This is a genomic window from Streptomyces sp. CA-111067 (assembly GCF_050956065.1).
Lineage (GTDB): Bacteria > Actinomycetota > Actinomycetes > Streptomycetales > Streptomycetaceae > Actinacidiphila.
Map to the genome: position 1 here is coordinate 8,142,784 of NZ_CP192103.1, position 18,036 is coordinate 8,160,819.

The following is an 18,036-nucleotide window of genomic DNA, read 5'->3' on the forward strand; positions in this document are numbered from 1 at the left end:
CCGCCGGATCCGGTGCGCCTCCCCGCGTCCACCGGATTCCCGGTGCTCCGCTGTGCCTTCGCTCCTGTCAGGAGCATGACTACTCCATGACTACTACCTGACGCCCCGACCGAGGAGTCCGGCATGTCGGCATCACCCCCCACACCCAGGATCCGACGCGTACGCCCCCTGGCCCTGCTCGCCGCCGCCGCCATGCTGCTGTTCGGCTGGCTCCAGCAGAGCGCCTTCGCCCACCCGGTGAGCACCCCCGCCGCCGCCCCGGCGGCGGCCACCGCCACCTTCACCGACGACTTCAACGGCCCCGCGGGCAGCGCCGTGGACAGCTCCAAATGGGGCTACGAGACCGGCGACAACGTCAACAACCACGAGCGCGAGTACTACACCAGCGGCACCCACAACGCCGCGCTCGACGGCCAGGGCGACCTGGTGATCACCGCCCGCAAGGAGAACCCGGCCAACTACCAGTGCTGGTACGGCACCTGCCAGTACACCTCGGCCAGGCTCTCCACGCCGGGCAAGTTCAGCCAGGCGTACGGCCACTTCGAGACGCGGATGAAGCTGCCGCGCGGCCAGGGCATGTGGCCCGCGTTCTGGATGCTCGGCGGCGGCAACTGGCCGACCGACGGCGAGATCGACATCATGGAGAACGTCGGCTTCGAACCCGGCAGCGTGCACGGCACCATCCACGGCCCCGGCTACTCCGGCGCCAACGGCATCGGCGCCGGCTACAACCTCCCGAACGGGCAGAGCTTCTCCGACGCCTTCCACACCTTCGCCGTGGACTGGGCGCCCAACTCCATCAAGTGGTCCGTCGACGGCAACGTCTACGAGACCCGCACCCCGGCCGACCTGAACGGCAACCGCTGGGTGTACGACCACCCGTTCTACCTGATCATGAACCTCGCGGTGGGCGGCTACTGGCCCGGCGACCCGGACGGCAGCACCAGCTTCCCGCAGCAGCTCGTCGTGGACTACGTGCACGTCACCACCAGCGACACCTCGGGCGGCACCACGGGCGGCAGCGGCGGCGGCCCCGGCCACGCCATCACCGGCCTGGCCGGCAAGTGCATAGACGTGGCGGGCGCGAGCAGCGCCAACGGCGCCCCCGTCCAGCTCTACGACTGCAACGGCACCACCGCCCAGTCCTGGACGGTCGGCACCGACGGCACGATCCGCGCGCTCGGCAAGTGCCTGGACGTGACCGCGGCCGGCACCGCCGATGGCAGCAAGGTGCAGCTCTACGACTGCAACGGCACCAACGCGCAGAAATGGAGCGTCAGTTCGGCACACGACATCGTCAACACCGGTGCGAACAAGTGCCTCGACGCCACCGGCAACAGCTCCGCCAACGGCACCAGGCTGCAGATCTGGACCTGCTCCGGGGGCGCCAACCAGAAGTGGACGGTGACCGGCTGATGAGAAGAGCAGCGACCCTCCTCGCCACCGCGGCCCTGGCCGGCGGCGCGTTCGGCACCTTCGCCGCCACCCAGGCGTCCGGCGCCGACGCGTCCGGCGCGATCACCGGCTTCGGAGGCAAGTGCGTCGACGTGGCCGCCGCGAGCAGCGCCAACGGCACCGCGGTCCAGCTCTACGACTGCAACGGCACCGGCGCCCAGTCCTGGACCGTGAGCTCCGACGGCTCGCTGCGCGCCCTGGGCAAGTGCCTGGACGTGGCCGCGGCCGGCACCGCCGACGGCAGCAAGGTGCAGCTCTACGACTGCAACGGCACCAACGCGCAGAAGTGGAGCAGCTCGGGCGGCGCGCTGGTCAACGCCGGTTCGGGCAAGTGCCTGGACGCGACCGGCAACAGCTCCGCGAACGGCACCCGCCTGCAGATCTGGGCCTGCGCCGGATCCGCCAACCAGAAGTGGACGCTGCCCGGCGGCGGCACCACCACTCCGCCGCCCGCCGGCGGCGTGCAGGCCGTGGCCCCGTACCTCTACAACGGCTGGGGCAACCCGCCCGACCCGACCACGATCATGAACGCCACCGGCGTGAAGTGGTTCACCCTGGCCTTCGTCCTCAGCAACGGCACCTGCAACCCGCAGTGGGACGGCGGCCGGGCGCTCACCGGCGGCGTGGACCAGAGCACCATCAACAAGGTCAGGGCGGCCGGCGGCGACGTCGTCCCGTCCTTCGGCGGCTACAGCGGCAACAAGCTGGAGGAGTCCTGCACCAGCGCGAGCGCGCTGGCCGGCGCCTACCAGAAGGTGATCAGCGCCTACGGGCTCAAGGCCATCGACATCGACATCGAGGCCAGCGCCTACAGCAACGGCACCGTCCAGCAGCGCACCGTCGACGCGCTCAAGACCGTCAAGGCCAACAACCCCGGCATCGCCGTCTACGTCACCATCGGCACCGGCCAGAGCGGCCCCGACACCGGCCTGATCAACAAGGCGGCGGCCTCAGGGCTGACCGTCGACGCGTGGACGATCATGCCGTTCGACTTCGGCGGCGCGGGCCAGAACATGGGCAACCTCACCGTGCAGGCCGCCGAGGGGCTCAAGAACGGCCTGAAGAACGCCTACGGCTACAGCGACGACCAGGCGTACCGGCACAGCGGCATCTCGTCGATGAACGGCATCACCGACAACAACGAGACCGTCACCGTCGCCGACTTCCGCACCATCCTGGCCTACGCGCAGGCACACCACCTGGCCCGGCTGACCTTCTGGTCGGCCAACCGGGACCGGCCGTGCCCGGGCGGCTACCCCAACGACGACACCTGCTCGGGCGTCTCACAGCAGGCCTGGGACTTCACCCGCACCTTCGCGCAGTACGGCGGGTAGGACCCCGGCGTTGGCTCTCCGCTCCCCGGCCGTGTAGGCATGGTCTCCGCGATGCACCATGCGACGGCCGGGGAGCGGAGGCATGTTCCGATGACGGTTCCGACGACGGAGACCACGCAGGCGGCGGGCGGCGGGCGGATCCTGGTGGTGGACGACGACGCCGCGATCCGCCGGTCGCTCGGCCGCGCCCTGCGGCTGCGCGGCTTCGCCGTCACCGAGGCGGACGGCGGCGCCGCCGCGCTCGACCTGCTCGGCCGCACCCCGCCCGACGCCCTGGTACTGGACATATCGATGCCCGACATCGACGGCATCGAGGTCTGCCGCACCCTGCGCGAGGGCGGCAGCGACCTGCCGGTGCTGGTGCTCTCCGCGCTCGACGAGGTCGCCGACCGGGTCGCGGGACTCCAGGCCGGCGCCGACGACTACCTGGTCAAACCGTTCGCCCTGGAAGAGCTGGTGCTGCGGCTGCACGCCCTGCTGCGCCGCCGCCCGCCGCGCCCCGACGGCCGGCTGCGCGCCTGCGGCCTGGTCCTCGACCCGGCCGCCCGCACCGCCACCAGGGACGGCGAGCGCCTGGACCTCACCCGGCGCGAGTTCGAACTCCTGGAGACCCTGGCCCGCAACGCGGGCCTGGTGCTGAGCCGCGACCAATTGCTCGACCGGGTCTGGGGCTACGACTTCGAGGTGCGCACCGACGCCGTGGACACCTTCGTCAGCTACCTGCGGCGCAAGCTGGAGGCCGGCGGGCGGCCCCGGATCCTGCACACGGTGCGCGGGGTCGGCTTCGTCCTGCGGGCGGACGAGAGGGGCCCGGAATGAGGCTGTCCACCCGGATCGCGCTGGCCGTCGGGGTGCTGGTGCCGCTGCTCGTGCTCGGCTCCGGCTGGATCATGGTCCGGCTGGTCGGCCACGACGTGCACTCCCAGGCGGACGCCCACCTGCGGGAACGGGCCGCCGCCGTACTGCCCGACGCCCGCAACCTGCTGCGGGCGATGGCCAACGAACGGCCGCCGAGCGTGGAGCAGGCCAGGCAGCGCAAGGTGTTCAGCACCGCCCTCGACGTGGGCATCCGGGTCACGGGCCCCGAGGGCACCGTCGCCGGCGGCCCGCAGCCCGACCAGGCGCAGCCGCTGCCCGCGCCCGGCGACGCGGCGAGCCCGGTCACCATCCGGGCGTCGGGCACCAGCTGGCGGGTGCTCGCCGTGCCGTTCACGGTGGCGCGGCCCACCGCGAAGGGCACCCTGTGGCTGTTCTCCACCGACGCGGCCGGCCAGGCGCAGATCAGCCAGGTGCGCCGCCGGGTGCTGACCGTGGCGCTGCTCACCGCGCCGGTCGCCGCCGCGGCCGGCTGGCTGGCCGCCACCCGACTGGCCCGGCCGCTGCTGCTGCTGCAGCGCAGGGCCGGCGGCATCGATCCGCGGACCAGCGCGGCCAGGCTCGACCACGTGCCCACCCGGGTCACCGAGGTGGACGAGCTGGCCGGCACCCTGCAGACCGTGCTGGCCCGCTACGACGAGCAGGCCGCCAGGACCGGCGAGGCGCTGGCCACCGCCCGCTCCTTCTCCGCCGCCGCCTCCCACGAACTGCGCACCCCGCTGATGAGCATGCGGATCAACCTCGACGTGCTGGACGGCACCCCGGCGCCCGACCCGGCAGAACGCGCCGAGATCGTCGCCGACCTGCGGGCCGAGCACACCCGGCTGCTGGACCTGCTGGTGATGCTGCGGGCGCTGGCCCAGGGCGACCTGGTGGAGGCCGACGCCTTCGGCCCGGTCGACCTGGCCGACGTGCTGGACGCCGCCGCGGCCGACCTGCGCCGGGCCCGCCCGTCCGCGGCGGTCACCGTGGACGCCGAACCCGGCACGCCGGTGCACGGCTGGCTGCCCGGGCTGCGCTCGGCGGTGGACAACCTGCTGGTCAACGCGGCCGTGCACGGCGCCGGGCCGGACGGCGCCGCGCTGATCGAGGTACGGCTGCTGCCCGGCGGCGAACCCGGTGCTCCGGTGCTCGTGCTGACCGTCGACGACCACGGGCGGGGGATCGCACCGGAGGACCGGCAGGAGGTCTTCCAGCGGTTCCGGCGGCGGCCCGACAGCCCCGGCTCCGGGCTGGGCCTGGCGCTGGTCGGTCAGCAGATCGCGCTGCACGGCGGGCGGATCAGCGCGGGGGCGCGGCCGGACGGGCCGGGCGCGCGGTTCACCGTCGTCCTCCCGGCCGGGACCGGGCCGCACGCCATGCCCCGGCAGCGCGGCTGGCTGGCGACCGCCTCGGCGGAGCCGGCCGGTGGCGCTTTCGGCGGGGCTCGGGGCGGTGTTTCGGGGGGTGCCCCGGGTGGTGCTCTCGGTGGGGCGGCGGATCACGCCCGCGGGCCACAAGGTTTCCACAAAGACGGTTCCTAACCTCCGGCTTGAACGGCCCGGCCGCGCCTTCCGTGCGCGGCCGGCAGCCAGAAGACGCCGAGGAGGACTCCCCATGCGCACCACCCGTACGGCGATCGCGGCCGGCGCCGCGCTCGCCGCGCTGCTCACCGCGGCCGGCACCGCCGTGGCCGACACCGGCACCGGCAGCACGCCCTCCGGCACGCCGTCCGCGGCCCCGTCGGCCGGCGCCAAGGCCAAGAAGGCCCCCACCGGGGACGGCGCACGCGCGCTGTGCAAGCGCGTGCCCAAGATCGACACCCGGATCAACCGGGAGCTGAAGCGCCTGAACGGCCCGGCGACCGAGCGCGGTTCGGTCGCCCGGCTGGAGAAGCGGGTCGCCAACTCCAAGACCGCGGGCGACACCGCGATCACCACCTACCTCAACAACCGGCTGACCTTCCGCAAGTCGCTGCTGCCCACCCTCAACCAGCGCGCCGGCGACCTGGCCGGCGTCCGCACCTGGTGCGCGGCCAACGACAACGGCAAGCAGAGCGGCGGGAAGGCGAAGTGACCCGCCGGATCCGCGCGGCGGCGCTGCTGCCGGCGGCCCTGCTGGCCGCCGCGCTGACCGCGGGCTGCGCCCACTCCGGCGGTTCGGCCGCCCCGGCCGCCCCCAGCTCGGCCACCACCGGCGCCGCGCCCGCCCCGGATCCGTCCGAACTGGCGCACATGCAGAAGCTCGTGGACGGCGCGGAATCCGCGGTGGCCACGGCGGAGTCGGACGCGGCGCACGACAAGTAGCCGCCTCCGGGGCCGCTGGGCGCGGGGCTACTTCGCGTCCACGTAGCACTCCACCACGTGGGTCTCCAGCGGGAACGGCACCGCGGTACCGCCGAACACCAGCCGGCGGGCCTCGTCCCCGGCCGCGGTGACCGCCGCCTCCACGGCGGCGGCCAGCTCGGCCGGGGTGTGCACGATCACCTCGTCGTGCTGGAAGAACACCAGCCGCGGCTGCGGGCCGATCACCGTCAGCCGGCGGCGCAGCGCGGCGAGCATCGCCAGCGCCCAGTCGGCGGCGCTGGCCTGGATCACGAAGTTGCGGGTGAACCGGCCCCAGGAGCGGGCCGCCCTGCGGTCGGGCGAGCCGCCGTCGGCCAGGTCGGCGGTCTCGTCGAGGAAGCTCTGCCCGGACGGCGTGGGCGAGGTGCGGCCGAGCCGGGAGCGTACGACACCGCCCGCCTCGCCGGTGCGGGCCGCGGACTCCACCAGGGCCAGCGCGGTCGGGAACCGGCGGCGCATCACCGCGAGCAACTGCCCCGCCTCGCCGCTGGTCTGCCCGTACATCGCCGCCAGCAGCGCGATCTTGGCCCGCGGCCGGTCGCCGCCGAAGGCGTCGCGGGCCAGCGCCGCGTAGAGGTCGCCGCCGGCCGCCGCCCTGGCGAGGCCGGCATCCTCCGACATCGCGGCCAGCACCCGCGGTTCGAGCTGCCCGGCGTCGGCGACCACCAGCCGGTGGCCGGGGTCGGCGACCACCGCGGCACGCAGCAGCCGGGGGATCTGCAGCGCCCCGCCGCCCCGGGTGGCCCAGCGCCCCGACACCACCCCGCCGACCACGTACTCCGGCCGGAACCTGCCCTCGCGCACCCACGCCTCCCGCCACGCCCAGCCGTGCGCCGCGTGGATCCGGGACAGCTCCTTGTAGCGCAGCAGCAGCGCCGCCGCCGGGTGCTCGACCTCCCGCAGCTCGTGCGAGCGGGTCGAGCTGAGCTGGACGCCCACCCGGGCGAAGGCGGGCAGCACCTGGGCGGGGGAGTCGGGGTTGAAGCGGCGGCCCAGCGCCTCCTGGATGGCGCCGGCCAGCTCGCTCAGCAGCGCGGGCCGGGCGCCGCCGGCCGGCCGCGGGCCGAGCAGCCCGGTCAGCAGCTCGTCGTGCACCTTCGCGCTCCACGGCAGCCCGTCCCGGCCCATCTCCACCGCCGCCAGCGCCCCGGCCGACTCCGCGGCGAACATCAGCCGCAGCCGGTCGGGGTGTTCGGCGGCGGCGATCCGCCGCTGCTGCTCGGCGTGCACCGCGATCAGCGCGGTGAGCGGATCGACGTCCTGCGGCAGGTGGTGCCGGTCGGCGGCGAAGAGCACCGGCTGGTCGTCGGCCCCCGGCTGCGGCGAGTCGGCCGGCTCCGGCAGGTCGTGCAGCCGCGCCCAGGCGCCGCCGAGCGAGCGCGGCCTGCCGTGCCTGCCCTCCATGCCGAGCAGCAGCGACTCGGTGAGCCGCACGTCATGGCAGCGGGCCGGCCGCACCGCGCCGCGGTCGAGCAGCGGCGGATACACCTCGTCGGTGGCCGCCCACACCCAGCGCGGCGGCGGGCCGGCCGGCGCTCCCGTGCCCGCCGCGGTCTCGCGGCGGGTCAGCTCGGCGGCCAGGTCGGGCACGGCCGTCACCGGGCCGGCCGGGGCGCCGTCCTCGGCGAGCGGACACAGCCGGCCGCCCGATCCCACCGGATCGGGGACGACGGCGACGCGCACGGCGCTGACGGTTGTATCCACCATGCGAGCCTAGGTCCGACCACTGACAGCGGGCCGTGACGGCGCCGGTCCGGCGCTCGCCGCACGGCAAACGGCCCGGACGCGCCGCTGACGTGCGGTGCGTCCGGGCCGGACGTGATGAGGGGGGTGGGGGAAGCCGGCTGAGGGTCAGGAACCCTGCTGGGCCTCCTCGACGGACTTGCGCACCTCGTTCATGTCGAGGGCGCGCGCCTGGGCGATGACGTCCTCGAGCGCCGTCTCCGGCAGGGCGCCGGGCTGCGCGAACACGGCCACCTTGTCGCGCACGATCATCAGTGTCGGGATCGACTGGATCTGGAACGCGGCGGCCAGCTCCGGCTGCGCCTCGGTGTCCACCTTCGCGAACACCAGATCCTCGTGCTTCCCCGACGACTTGTCGTAGACCGGTGCGAACATCTTGCACGGCCCGCACCAGTCGGCCCAGAAGTCGATGAGGACGAAGTCGTTCGTAGACACGACCTCGTCGAAGTTCTCCTTGGTCAGCTCCACAGTGCTCATGCCCCCCACAACGGGTGGCACCGCGCGGAAATTCCTGCCCCGGACAGTCCGCCGTTCACTCATACGAGTGGTGCCCGCGCCGGGTGCAGTGGCGTCACGCACCCCGGCCTCGTTGGTCGGCACATGGCAGCGATGCAGTGGAACCCGCAAGAGGGCGGCGACGCCGGCGACGGCGCCGCCGAAGAGAGCCGGCCCTGGCGCCCCGTTCGGGGCGGAACGGTTCTGCAGACCCCCGACGCGCCGGTCTACGCGGCCCTGGCCGACCAGTGGCGGTCGGCCGGCCGGATGGTCCCCGGGCAGGCCGACTCCGAGTGGTCGGAACTGGTCGGGCGGATCCCGCGCCTCACCTCGGTCTGACGGCGGGCGGCCCGCCGCGGGCCGGCCGCCGCCGAGGCCAGGGCGGCAGCCGGGGCGGTCACGGCCGGGCTCAGGGCAGCGGCCGGGGCGGTCACGGCCGGGCTCAGGGCAGCGGCCGGGGCGGTCGCGGCCGGGCTCAGGGCAGCGGCCGGGGCGGTCGCGGGCCGTCGTAGCTGCCGCTGGGGCGCATCCGCATCGCCGGCTCGGCGTACTCCTCCAGGGCGTGCGCGATCCAGCCCGCCGTCCTGGCCACCGAGAAGACCGTCTCACCGGCCTCCGCCGGCATTCCCGAGGACACCGACAGCACGGCGAGTGCCAGGTCCACGTTGGCATGGAGCGGGCGGTGCCCGGCCGCGGTGTCCGCCACGTCGCGGGCGGCGGCCAGCGCGTCCGCCGCGGCGGGCACCTCGGCAAGCCGTGCGAACAGCAGCCGGGCCCGGGGGTCCTCGCCGCGGTACAGCAGGTGGCCGAGGCCCGGGAGGTGGCGCCCCGCGCGGAGGTACTCCGCGACCACCGGTCCGGCGCCGCCGCGTTCGAGTACCTCGGTGAGCAGCCGGTGCGCCAGCGCGCTGGCCTGCCCGTGCAGCGGCCCCTCCAGCGCGCCGAGCCCGGCCGACACCACGGCGTAGGGGTGCGCGCGGGCCGAGGCGGCCACCCGTACGGCCATCGTGGAGGCGGCCAGGTCGTGGTCGATGAGCAGCGCGAGGGCCGTGTCGAGCGCCCGCAGCGACGGCTCGTCCGGCCGCCGACCGGTCAGCCCCGACCACAGCCGCCGGCTGAGCCGGGCGGAGTCCGGCTGCGGCGGGCCGATCCGCGGCAGCGCGTCGACCAGGACGGGGATCAGGTTGCGGGCGGTGCCGAGCACCGCGTCCCTCGACAGGTCGAAGCGCAGCGGGTCGGCCACGGCCGCCGCGATCAGCGCCACCCTGATCCGGTCCATCGGCCCGCTGCCGGCCGGCAGCGATCCGGCCGCCCTGCGGGCCGCGGCGAGCGGCTGCTCCGGCGCCGTGAGCCGGAAGCCGCGGCGCAGTTCCCCGGTCCACAGCCACTCGGCGACCTCCTCGTAGGAGTAAGTGGCCGCCAGCGCGGTCGCGTCCACGCCGCGGAAGTAGTAGCGGTCGCCTTCGATCAACGTGATGCCGGTCCGGATCCGGCTCCAGCCGCCCCCGGCGGTGTCCGAGCCGTCCCCGGTGGCCGGGCCCGCGGGCGTGCCGGGCGCTGCGGGCGCGGGACGACCGCGGCGGGCCAGCGCCGCGACCTCGCCGGGGTCGAAGGTGCTGCCGCGCCCGCCCGCCGCCCGGCGGCTGCCGAGCAGGCCGCGGCTGACGTACGCGTACACCGTCTCCGGCTTGACGCCGAGCCGCCGGGCCGCCTCGCGGGTGCTGATCCGGCCGCCGTCCGCAGAGGCCGCCGCCGCTGGTTGAGCTGTCATGACCTCACCGTATCTGGATCTGCTCGCTCTATATGTTGATTGAATCAATGTTGACAGCGATGGAATCAATCATAGACAGTCAAGTCAATACCCAGGGAGGAAAACCGATGCCCACCACCGAGCAGAACGCCCCGATCGAGGTACCCCGCGGTCTCAAGGGCGTGGTCGTCACCGACACATCCATCGGCGATGTCCGCGGGCTGGAAGGCTTCTACCACTACCGCGAGTACAGCGCGGTGGAGCTGGCCGAACGCCGCACATTCGAGGACGTCTGGCACCTGATGTTCCACGGCGCGCTGCCGGGTCCGGCCGAGCGCGCCGAGTTCACCGCCCGCACCGCGGCGCTGCGGCGGCTGCCCGCCGACGTCATCGACGCGCTGCCCGCCATCGCCCGCTCCACCGCGCTGTCGGGACCGCTGTCCGGGCTGCGTACGGCGCTGTCGCTGGCCGGCGCCTCGGCCGGCTTCCGGCCGCTGTACGACATCGACGGGCCGGCCCGCGCCGCCGACGCGCTGGCCGCCTGCGCCGCGGTGCCCACGCTGGTCACCGCGCTGCACCGGCTCGGCCGCGGCCTGGAGCCGGTTTCGCCGCGGGACGACCTGCCGCACGCGGCCAACTACCTGTACATGCTCACCGGCGAGGAGCCCGACCCGGCGAGCGCCCGCGCGGTCGAGCAGTACCTGATCTCCACGGTGGACCACGGCTTCAACGCGTCCACCTTCACCGCGCGGGTGATCGCCTCCACCGGCGCCGACCTCGCGGCCTGCCTGGTCGGCGCGATCGGCGCGCTGTCCGGACCGCTGCACGGCGGGGCGCCGAGCCGCGCGCTCGACACCCTGGACGCGATCGGCAGCCCCGACCGCATTGACGACTGGCTGCGCGAACGCATCCTGGCCGGCGACCGGATCATGGGCTTCGGCCACCCGGTCTACCGCACGGAGGACCCGCGCTCGCGGCTGCTCAAGGGCATCGCCCGCGGTTTCGGCGGCGACCTGGTGGACTTCGCGGTGCAGGTCGAGGCGCGCGCCGAGGCGATACTCGCCGAGCTCAAGCCGGGCCGCGAACTGCACATCAACGTGGAGTTCTTCGCCGGTGTGGTGATGGAGCTGTGCGGGCTGCCCCGGGAGATGTTCACCCCCACCTTCGCCGTGGCCCGGGTGGTCGGCTGGAGCGCCAACATCCTGGAGCAGGCGGAGGACAGCAAGATCATCCGTCCGCTGGCCCGCTATGCCGGCCCGCCGCCGCCCCGGCCGGTGCCCGAGGGCTGAGGTTCCGGCCCGCGGCAGGAGAACCCGGGCAGGAGCCGCGAGGCATACCTACCAGTCGGTAGTATCCGGGGAGCGGGCCGGCGGACGCCGGCCGGCCCCCAGCCCGCGGAGGAGCCGAAACAGTGCGCGCGATCCAGATCACCGAGTTCGGCGGCCCCGAGGTGCTGCGCGAGACCCAGCTGCCCGACCCGGTGCCCGGCCCCGGGCAGCTGCTGCTCGACGTGGACTCCGCGGGCGTCAACTACGCCGACACGCACACCGTCGAGGACTCCTACCTGTCCGCCTCGACGCTGCCGATGGTCCCCGGCGCCGAGGTCGTCGGCCGCACCGCCGACGGCCGCCGGGTCGTCGCGCTGACCGACGGCGGCGGCTACGCCGAGCGCGCCCTCGCCCAGGAGTACCTGGCGCACGACGTGCCCGACGGCGTCACCGACACCCAGGCGCTCTCGCTGATCGTCCAGGGGCTGACCGCCTGGCACCTGCTGCGCACCTCGGCGCGGCTCGCGCCCGGCGAGAGCGTGGTGGTGCACGCGGCGGCGGGCGGCACCGGATCGCTGGCCGTCCAGCTCGCCAAGGCGTTCGGCGCCGGACGGGTGATCGCCACCGCCTCGACCAAGGAGAAGCGCGACCTGGCGCTCGGACTCGGCGCCGACGCGGCGGTGGACGCCGCCCCCGAAGACCTCAAGGAGCGGCTGGTCGAGGCCAACGGCGGCCGGAAGGTGGACGTCGTCCTGGAGATGGCCGGCGGCCCGGTCTTCGACGCCTCGCTCGCCGCGGTCGCGCCCTTCGGCCGGCTCGTCACCTACGGCATGGCCTCCCGCACCCCCGCCACACCGGTGGAGCCGGCCCGGCTGATGGGCCGCTCGCAGGCCGTCATCGGATTCTGGCTGATGCACTGCCTCGGCCGGCCGGGGATGTACCGCGAGCCGATGGCGGAGCTGCTGGCGATGACCGCGCACGGCCGGCTGCGACCGCTGGCCGGCGGCGTCTACCCGCTGTCCGAGGCGGCCCGGGCGCACCAGGATCTGCGCTCCCGGCAAACCTTCGGCAAATTGGTGCTCGATGTGAGGGTCTGAGCGGAACCGGCGGGCTCGTCGTACTCGTTGCACTGGGTGCACACTCGACATGAGGTACGACGGGTCGTCGCCTGCGGCCCGCGCCCCGCACAACTCGGGAGGGGCCATGCAACGCAACCGCTTCGCGCCCGATCGGGGACTGACGAGCCGAATGGTCGTCACGATGTTCCTGATCGGACTGCTCTACGTCGTGTTCGTCGGCGCGCTGCTCGCGCTGCTGCGTGGATCATGGCCGATCATCCTGGTGATCGCCGGAGTCCTGTTCGTCGCCCAGTTCTGGTTCAGCGACCGGATCGCCGCGTTCAGCATGGGTGCCCGCGAGGTCACCGCCGAGGAGGCCCCCGAGCTGCACGGGGTGGTGGACCGGATCTGCGCCCTGGCCGACATGCCCAAGCCCAAGGTCGCCATCGCCGACTCCGACGTGCCCAACGCGTTCGCCACCGGCCGCAACCAGAAGAACACCGTGGTGTGCGCCACCACCGGCCTGCTGCGCCGGCTGGAGCCCGAGGAGCTCGAAGGCGTCATCGCGCACGAGCTGTCGCACGTCGCGCACAAGGACGTCGCCGTGATGACGATCGCGTCCTTCCTCGGCATCCTGGCCGGCGTGATCACCCGGATCGGCCTGTGGGGCGGCTTCCGCCGGGCCCGCGACCCGGGCAGCGCCGCACTGGTCATCCTGGTCCCGGTGGTCAGCGCCGTGGTCTACGCGATCAGCTTCCTGCTGACCCGGATGCTGTCCCGCTACCGCGAGCTGTCCGCCGACCGCAGCGCCGCGCTGCTCACCGGCCGCCCCTCCGCGCTGGCCTCCGCGCTCACCAAGGTCAGCGGCCAGCTCGCCGCGATCCCCACCAAGGACCTGCGCAAGGCGGAGCCGTTCAACGCCTTCTACTTCGCCCCGGCCCTCACCAGCGCCCCGTCCGGAGTGTCCAAGCTGCTGTCCACCCACCCCACCCTGGAGCAGCGGCTGGAGCAGCTCGGCCGGATCACCCGTGAACTGGACCGCCGCTGACATGGGCCTGTTCGACGTCCTGCTCGGCCGCACCAAACCGGTGAAACCCGACCTCGACCAGCTCTTCGGCCTCACCTCGGCCGCCATCACCCTGGAAGCCGCCAGCGAGCTGCGGCCCACCGGCCTCGGCTCGGTGTGCTTCGCCGCCGTCGAGGGCGGCGCCTTCGCCGAGATCCAGCAGGACCTGCACAGCCTGCTGGGCACCGAGTCGAGCCAGGACGACTACGGCTACACCTGGCTGCTGTCCCGGCACCAGCCGGCCGAGGTCAACGACCTGGTCACCGATCTGCACGCGATCAACTCCGCGCTGGAGGAGCACGGCTTCGGCCCGCAGCTGCTCTGCTCCCTGGTGGGTTTCAAGGACCAGGCCGGCCACTCGCTCGCGCTGGTCTACCTGTACAAGCGGGGCAGCTTCTACCCGTTCGCCCCGCTGCCCGGCGAGAAGCGGGACAACCCGCTGGAGCTCCAGACGAAGGCGCTGGTCGGCAACGACCTGCGGCTGGAGAACGACCTCTCCCGCTGGTTCCCGGTCTGGGGCGCGCCGGGACTGTGACGCGGCAGCGCGGGCAGTCGTGCCTAAGGTGAGCGTGTCCGATGTGGGCAGCGCCGACCGAAATCCCCAGGAGGATCAGGCATGACCGAATACGACCCCGCCGCCGTCCAGTTGAGCCCCGAGAGCTGGGTGTCGGAGCAGGCCACCCGCTACGAGGAGTCGAACGGCACCGAGGCGACCGACATGAACGGTTCGCCCTGCCTGCTGCTCGACTACCAGGGCCGCAAGAGCGGGGTCTGGCGGCGCACGGTCCTGATCTACGGGCGCGACGGCGACGACTACCTGATCGTGGCGTCCAAGGGCGGCGCCCCCGAGCACCCGAAGTGGTACCTCAGCCTCCAGGACAACCCCGAGGTCCACCTGCGGGTACTCGGCGAGCGCTTCACCGCCCGCGCGGAGACCCTCTCGGCCGCCGACAAGGCCCGGGTCTGGCCGCATCTGCTCGACGTCTACGCGCCGTACGCGGACTACCAGAAGAAGACCGACCGGGACATCCCGGTGGTCCGGCTGCACCGGGTCTGACCAGGCCCGTCACGCCGTCCCGCCGGCCGCCGCCGACCGCCGCGCCAGCCGTTCCAGGTTCCGGCGCCCCTCGGTCCGGACGCCCAGCGGGACGAGCGCGGCCCGGCCCGGCAGCCGCAGGCCCCCGGTGAAGGCCACGGTGGTACTGCCCGGGGCCGGCCCGGCGACGGCGGCCACCCCGATCAGCAGGAAGCGGCTCTGCAACCAGCACCAGCCGGGACGCAGCACCCCCTCGAACCGGGCCCGCGGCCCGTACCTGCTGCGGGCCAGCGCCTGCACCCGCTCGCCGTCGCGGCGCAGCACCTTCACCCGGGCCATGTCGGTGACGATCCGGCCGAACTCGCCCTCCAGATCGGCCACCAGCGGCCAGACGACGTCGAACGGCGCGTCGATCACCCGTACCGAGACATGCGCGTTGCGCACCCCGGCGGCCAGCGCGTGCAGCCGGCGTACGGGGTCGGGGTCGGCCGTGGGCCAGCTGACGGTCATGCGGACCACGCCTTCCTGAAGGTGTCGCGGGCCCGGTGCAGCCGGGACTTGACGGTGCCGACGCGCAGGCCGAGGCGGTCGGCGGCGGTGCGCTCGTCCAGCCCCTCCAGGTCACGCAGCACCAGGACGGCCCGGTGCTCGGGGGAGAGCCGGGTGAGGACGTCATGGATGTCGGCGGCGAGCTGCGGATCGCCGGGCGCGGGCAGTTCGGCCAGCTCGGCCGGCACGCTGCGCGCGGTGCGCCGGGCCACCCTGACCGCCTCGCGGGCGGCGATGGTGCGCACCCACCCGTACAGCGCAGCCGGTTCCTTCAGCCCGCGCAGATTCCGGAACACCGCGACCAGCGCCTCCTGCGCGGCATCGGGACCGTCGTCGAGCGCGATGGGCGCGCAGATCCGGCCGACGAACGGGGCGAGCTCGTCGAGCAGGTCGTTCATCGCCAGGGTGTCGCCGCGCTGCGCGGCCCGCACCAGGCGGGCCGTCGCGGCGGGCGAGTCCGCCGGCTCGGGGGTCTGTTCAGACACGGATCGGATCTTCTCCGCGCAGGACGGTGCCGGCGGCCACCGCGAGGCCCGCGCACAGCGGAGTGTAGACGGCGATGTTGAGCAGGTGGAACGTGCTGCCGGGGTGCGCGTCCAGACCGATGCCGCTGCCGCAGGCCCACACCACGCCGGCCGCCGCCCGCGCGGAGACCCCGCAGGTGACCGCCAGCGTCGCCAGCTGCGTGAGCCGGCCGAACCGGTGGCCGCGGCCCAGCCGGGCCCGCGCCACCACCGCGCCCGCCCCGCAGAACAGCACGGTGGCCAGCGGGATCAGGTTCGGCGCGGTGAACGGCACGTCCATGCCGAGGACCGCGAGCGACAGCCCGCGGTCGTCGTGCGCCGGCCAGGTGCCGCCGGTGGCCCAGAACAGGTGCAGCAGCCCGTCGGCGGTCAGCACCGAGGCCACCACCGCGGCGGCCACCCGGGTCCTGCGGGCGGTGCCGGTCCCGCGGTCGGTGCCGGTCCCGCGGTCGGGCATGAGTCCGGCGTTCGCGCTCGGCCGGCCGGTGCGTTGCAGCGTGTCCCACACGGTGAACTCCCCTGGAGGGTGTCGTGAATACGTCACCCTCCAGAGGAGGCGGCCCCGCGATTCGTTCCCCCCGGGTTCCGGAAGATCTCAGCGGATCCCGTCGGTAGGTCTCAGCGGGACTTGGCGGTCGCGGCCGACAGCGCGGCGAGCGCCAGTTCGAGCGCGAGCAGGAAGCCGAGACCGAGGCCGAAGGCGTGCGGGTACCGGTCGGGCGAGCCGTCACCGACCGCCCGGTAGAAGACGATCCCGATCAGCGCGATCCCCAGCGCCCCGCTGATCTGCTGGATGGTGGCCACCACCCCGGAGGCCGAGCCGACCAGCCGCGGCGGCACCGCCGCCAGCGCGTCGTGGGTGAGCGGGGCGATCACCATGCCCATCCCCACACCGTCCAGGAACAGCCCCGGCACCAGCTCCCACAGGCTGCCGCCGGTGCCCGACCGGTGCACCGCCACCCACAGCAGCCCGAGACCCGCGGCCATCAGCAGCGCCCCGGCCGGCACCGTACGGCTGCCCAGCCTGACCGCCAGCCGGTGCGCGGTGGTGGAGGTCAGCAGGTAGCCGCCGCCGATCGACAGGAACACCACACCCGAGCCGAGCGCGTCCAGCCCGCGGCCCGCCTGCAGGTACAGCGCCAGGATCAGGAAGAACGAGCCCTGGCCGGTCCAGAAGACCAGCTGGCACAGTGCGCTGAGGGAGAAGCCGCGCTGCCGGAACAGCTCGGTGTCGAGCACCGGGTCGCCGCCGGCCGCGCCGCGCCGGCTCTGGTGCGCCACGAAGACCGCGGACAGCACCGCGGAACCGGCCAGGCACAGCCAGGTCCACAGCGGCCAGCCCAGCGCCCGGCCCTGGATCAGCGGCAGCACCAGCGCGACGACGGCGGCCGACGACAGCGCCACCCCGGTGTTGTCCAGCCGGGGGCGCCGCGGCGCCCTGGACTCGCGCAGCGCCCTGGGCACCAGGACCAGCGCCAGCAGGCCCACCGGCAGGTTGATCAGGAAGCAGGCCCGCCAGCCGAGGCCGAGCACGTCGGCCTTGATCAGCAGACCGCCGATCAGCTGGCCGAACACCGCGCCGACCCCCATCGTCAGGCCGTACATCCCGAACGCCCTGGCCTGCGCCTTGCCGGTGTACCCGGTCTGCAGGATGGACAGCACCTGCGGCCCCATCAGGGCGGCTGACAGGCCTTGGAGCACCCGGGCGGCCACCAGCGTGCCGGCGGTCGGCGCGAAGCCGCAGGCCGCCGAGGTCACGGTGAACAGGGCGAGGCCGATGGTGAACATCCGCCGGCGGCCGAAGATGTCGCCCAGCCGGCCCGCGGTGATCAGCCCGGTTGCCACGGCGAGGCCGAAGCCGGCCACCACCCACTGGACGGCGGCGGTGCCGGCGTGCAGGTCGCCCTGCACCGCCGGTATCGCCACGTTGACGATGAAGATGTCGAGTGCGGTCATGAAGGTGGCGAGGAGCAGGACGAGCAGCCCGAGACCGGGCCGGTCGGCGGCCGGAGTGCCGCTCCGGCCGGTGGGAGCGGAGAGGGTGGCGGAGGCCGAAGTCATGGCGGTACTCCTGTCGTTGGAGGCGGGACCGGACCGGTCGGGCGGCGGAGGGCCGGCGGTCAGCCGGCGGCCGGGACCTTGTCGAGGAAGCCGTGGACGGCGCTGACCAGGCCGTCGTCGCCGATCACCGCCACGTCGAAGCCGACCACCAGCGACTCGCCGCCGGCCGGGCCCAGCTCCCAGGTGAAGCGGGCGAGGTCGTGGTGGGCGTCCACCGGGCCGAGGGTGAAGACCAGGCCGGCGAACTGCCCCTGCACGGCGCCGATCACCGCGTCGAGGGCGTCCCGGCCCCGGACGTCGGCCAGCGGGTCGGTGTAGCGGGCGTCGGCGGCGAAGACCTCGTCGATCTGCCGGCGCCTGGCGGCCGGGTCGGTCTCGTTCCAGACGGCGATGTAGCGCTGGACCAGGTACTGGACGTCGCTCATGACTGATGTCTCCCTGCGTCACCGGCGCCCTGGTGGCGCCGTGTTCTTGCAGGTCAAGACGTTACGTAGCCG

General features: G+C 74.0%; 20 protein-coding genes. 12 read left to right on the plus strand and 8 right to left on the minus strand.

Annotation, left to right across the window (positions count from 1 at the left end; all coding sequences use genetic code 11):
• Positions 1-123 precede the first annotated feature (123 nt).
• The 6 genes from ACQPW6_RS35915 (at position 124) to ACQPW6_RS35940 (ending at position 5,950) form a co-directional block, all read left to right on the plus strand.
• A complete protein-coding gene (locus ACQPW6_RS35915; RefSeq protein ID WP_433893910.1) occupies positions 124-1,416 on the plus strand; it encodes a ricin-type beta-trefoil lectin domain protein in 1,293 nt (430 codons plus the stop codon).
• Positions 1,416-2,789, plus strand: coding sequence for a lectin (locus tag ACQPW6_RS35920; RefSeq protein ID WP_433893911.1), 1,374 nt, complete (start codon positions 1,416-1,418; stop codon positions 2,787-2,789). Before ACQPW6_RS35915 ends, ACQPW6_RS35920 begins: the two co-directional genes overlap by 1 nt.
• A gap of 90 nt (positions 2,790-2,879) precedes the next feature.
• A complete protein-coding gene (locus tag ACQPW6_RS35925; protein WP_433893912.1) occupies positions 2,880-3,608 on the plus strand; it encodes a response regulator transcription factor in 729 nt (242 codons plus the stop codon).
• Positions 3,605-5,188, plus strand: a complete 1,584-nt coding sequence (locus tag ACQPW6_RS35930) for a sensor histidine kinase (protein WP_433893913.1) — start codon at positions 3,605-3,607, stop codon at positions 5,186-5,188. The genes ACQPW6_RS35925 and ACQPW6_RS35930 overlap by 4 nt, the downstream gene beginning before the upstream one ends.
• A gap of 73 nt (positions 5,189-5,261) precedes the next feature.
• Complete coding sequence (locus tag ACQPW6_RS35935; RefSeq protein ID WP_433893914.1) at positions 5,262-5,720, plus strand: hypothetical protein; 459 nt, start codon at positions 5,262-5,264, stop codon at positions 5,718-5,720.
• Positions 5,717-5,950 carry a hypothetical protein gene (locus tag ACQPW6_RS35940; protein ID WP_433893915.1) on the plus strand — a complete coding sequence of 78 codons (234 nt, stop codon included), beginning with the start codon at positions 5,717-5,719 and terminating at the stop codon, positions 5,948-5,950. The genes ACQPW6_RS35935 and ACQPW6_RS35940 overlap by 4 nt, the downstream gene beginning before the upstream one ends.
• 27 nt (positions 5,951-5,977) lie before the next feature.
• Here ACQPW6_RS35940 and ACQPW6_RS35945 read toward each other — a convergent pair whose 3' ends face one another.
• Both ACQPW6_RS35945 and trxA read right to left on the minus strand, forming a co-directional pair.
• Positions 5,978-7,696, minus strand: a complete 1,719-nt coding sequence (locus tag ACQPW6_RS35945; RefSeq protein WP_433893916.1) for a bifunctional 3'-5' exonuclease/DNA polymerase — start codon at positions 7,694-7,696, stop codon at positions 5,978-5,980.
• A gap of 144 nt (positions 7,697-7,840) precedes the next feature.
• On the minus strand, positions 7,841-8,209 hold the full coding sequence (gene trxA, locus ACQPW6_RS35950; protein WP_433893917.1) for a thioredoxin: 369 nt from the start codon (positions 8,207-8,209) through the stop codon (positions 7,841-7,843).
• 123 nt (positions 8,210-8,332) lie between these two features.
• Between trxA and ACQPW6_RS35955 the strand changes: the two genes are divergently transcribed.
• Complete coding sequence (locus tag ACQPW6_RS35955; RefSeq protein WP_433893918.1) at positions 8,333-8,566, plus strand: hypothetical protein; 234 nt, start codon at positions 8,333-8,335, stop codon at positions 8,564-8,566.
• A gap of 136 nt (positions 8,567-8,702) precedes the next feature.
• On the opposite strand, the gene ACQPW6_RS35960 is transcribed toward ACQPW6_RS35955, so the two are convergent.
• Complete coding sequence (locus tag ACQPW6_RS35960) at positions 8,703-9,998, minus strand: citrate/2-methylcitrate synthase (RefSeq protein WP_433893919.1); 1,296 nt, start codon at positions 9,996-9,998, stop codon at positions 8,703-8,705.
• Positions 9,999-10,105: 107 nt separating this feature from the next.
• Here ACQPW6_RS35960 and ACQPW6_RS35965 point away from each other — a divergent pair, with 107 nt between their 5' ends.
• The 5 genes from ACQPW6_RS35965 to ACQPW6_RS35985 all read left to right on the plus strand — a co-directional run bounded on the left by ACQPW6_RS35965 (position 10,106) and on the right by ACQPW6_RS35985 (position 14,426).
• Positions 10,106-11,266: a citrate synthase gene (locus ACQPW6_RS35965; RefSeq protein ID WP_433893920.1), complete on the plus strand. Its 1,161-nt coding sequence runs from the start codon at positions 10,106-10,108 to the stop codon at positions 11,264-11,266.
• Positions 11,267-11,388: 122 nt separating this feature from the next.
• Positions 11,389-12,342, plus strand: coding sequence for a quinone oxidoreductase family protein (locus ACQPW6_RS35970; RefSeq protein ID WP_433893921.1), 954 nt, complete (start codon positions 11,389-11,391; stop codon positions 12,340-12,342).
• A 106-nt stretch (positions 12,343-12,448) separates the two neighbouring features.
• The gene (htpX, locus tag ACQPW6_RS35975; protein WP_433893922.1) at positions 12,449-13,351 is read left to right on the plus strand and encodes a zinc metalloprotease HtpX; all 903 of its coding nucleotides are present in this window, start codon (positions 12,449-12,451) and stop codon (positions 13,349-13,351) included.
• Position 13,352: 1 nt separating this feature from the next.
• Positions 13,353-13,904 (plus strand): PspA-associated protein PspAB, encoded by a 552-nt coding sequence (gene pspAB / locus ACQPW6_RS35980; protein WP_433894767.1) that lies wholly within the window; start codon positions 13,353-13,355, stop codon positions 13,902-13,904.
• An 81-nt stretch (positions 13,905-13,985) separates the two neighbouring features.
• The gene (locus ACQPW6_RS35985; RefSeq protein WP_433893923.1) at positions 13,986-14,426 is read left to right on the plus strand and encodes a nitroreductase family deazaflavin-dependent oxidoreductase; all 441 of its coding nucleotides are present in this window, start codon (positions 13,986-13,988) and stop codon (positions 14,424-14,426) included.
• Positions 14,427-14,435: 9 nt separating this feature from the next.
• Here ACQPW6_RS35985 and ACQPW6_RS35990 read toward each other — a convergent pair whose 3' ends face one another.
• The 5 genes from ACQPW6_RS35990 to ACQPW6_RS36010 all read right to left on the minus strand — a co-directional run bounded on the left by ACQPW6_RS35990 (position 14,436) and on the right by ACQPW6_RS36010 (position 17,964).
• Positions 14,436-14,915, minus strand: coding sequence for a hypothetical protein (locus tag ACQPW6_RS35990; RefSeq protein WP_433893924.1), 480 nt, complete (start codon positions 14,913-14,915; stop codon positions 14,436-14,438).
• Positions 14,912-15,352, minus strand: coding sequence for an RNA polymerase sigma factor (locus ACQPW6_RS35995; protein ID WP_433894768.1), 441 nt, complete (start codon positions 15,350-15,352; stop codon positions 14,912-14,914). The genes ACQPW6_RS35990 and ACQPW6_RS35995 overlap by 4 nt, the downstream gene beginning before the upstream one ends.
• A gap of 79 nt (positions 15,353-15,431) precedes the next feature.
• Positions 15,432-15,986 carry a DUF3995 domain-containing protein gene (locus tag ACQPW6_RS36000; RefSeq protein WP_433893925.1) on the minus strand — a complete coding sequence of 185 codons (555 nt, stop codon included), beginning with the start codon at positions 15,984-15,986 and terminating at the stop codon, positions 15,432-15,434.
• A 110-nt stretch (positions 15,987-16,096) separates the two neighbouring features.
• Complete coding sequence (locus ACQPW6_RS36005; protein ID WP_433893926.1) at positions 16,097-17,539, minus strand: MFS transporter; 1,443 nt, start codon at positions 17,537-17,539, stop codon at positions 16,097-16,099.
• A 59-nt stretch (positions 17,540-17,598) separates the two neighbouring features.
• Positions 17,599-17,964 carry a nuclear transport factor 2 family protein gene (locus tag ACQPW6_RS36010; RefSeq protein WP_433893927.1) on the minus strand — a complete coding sequence of 122 codons (366 nt, stop codon included), beginning with the start codon at positions 17,962-17,964 and terminating at the stop codon, positions 17,599-17,601.
• Positions 17,965-18,036: the final 72 nt, after the last annotated feature.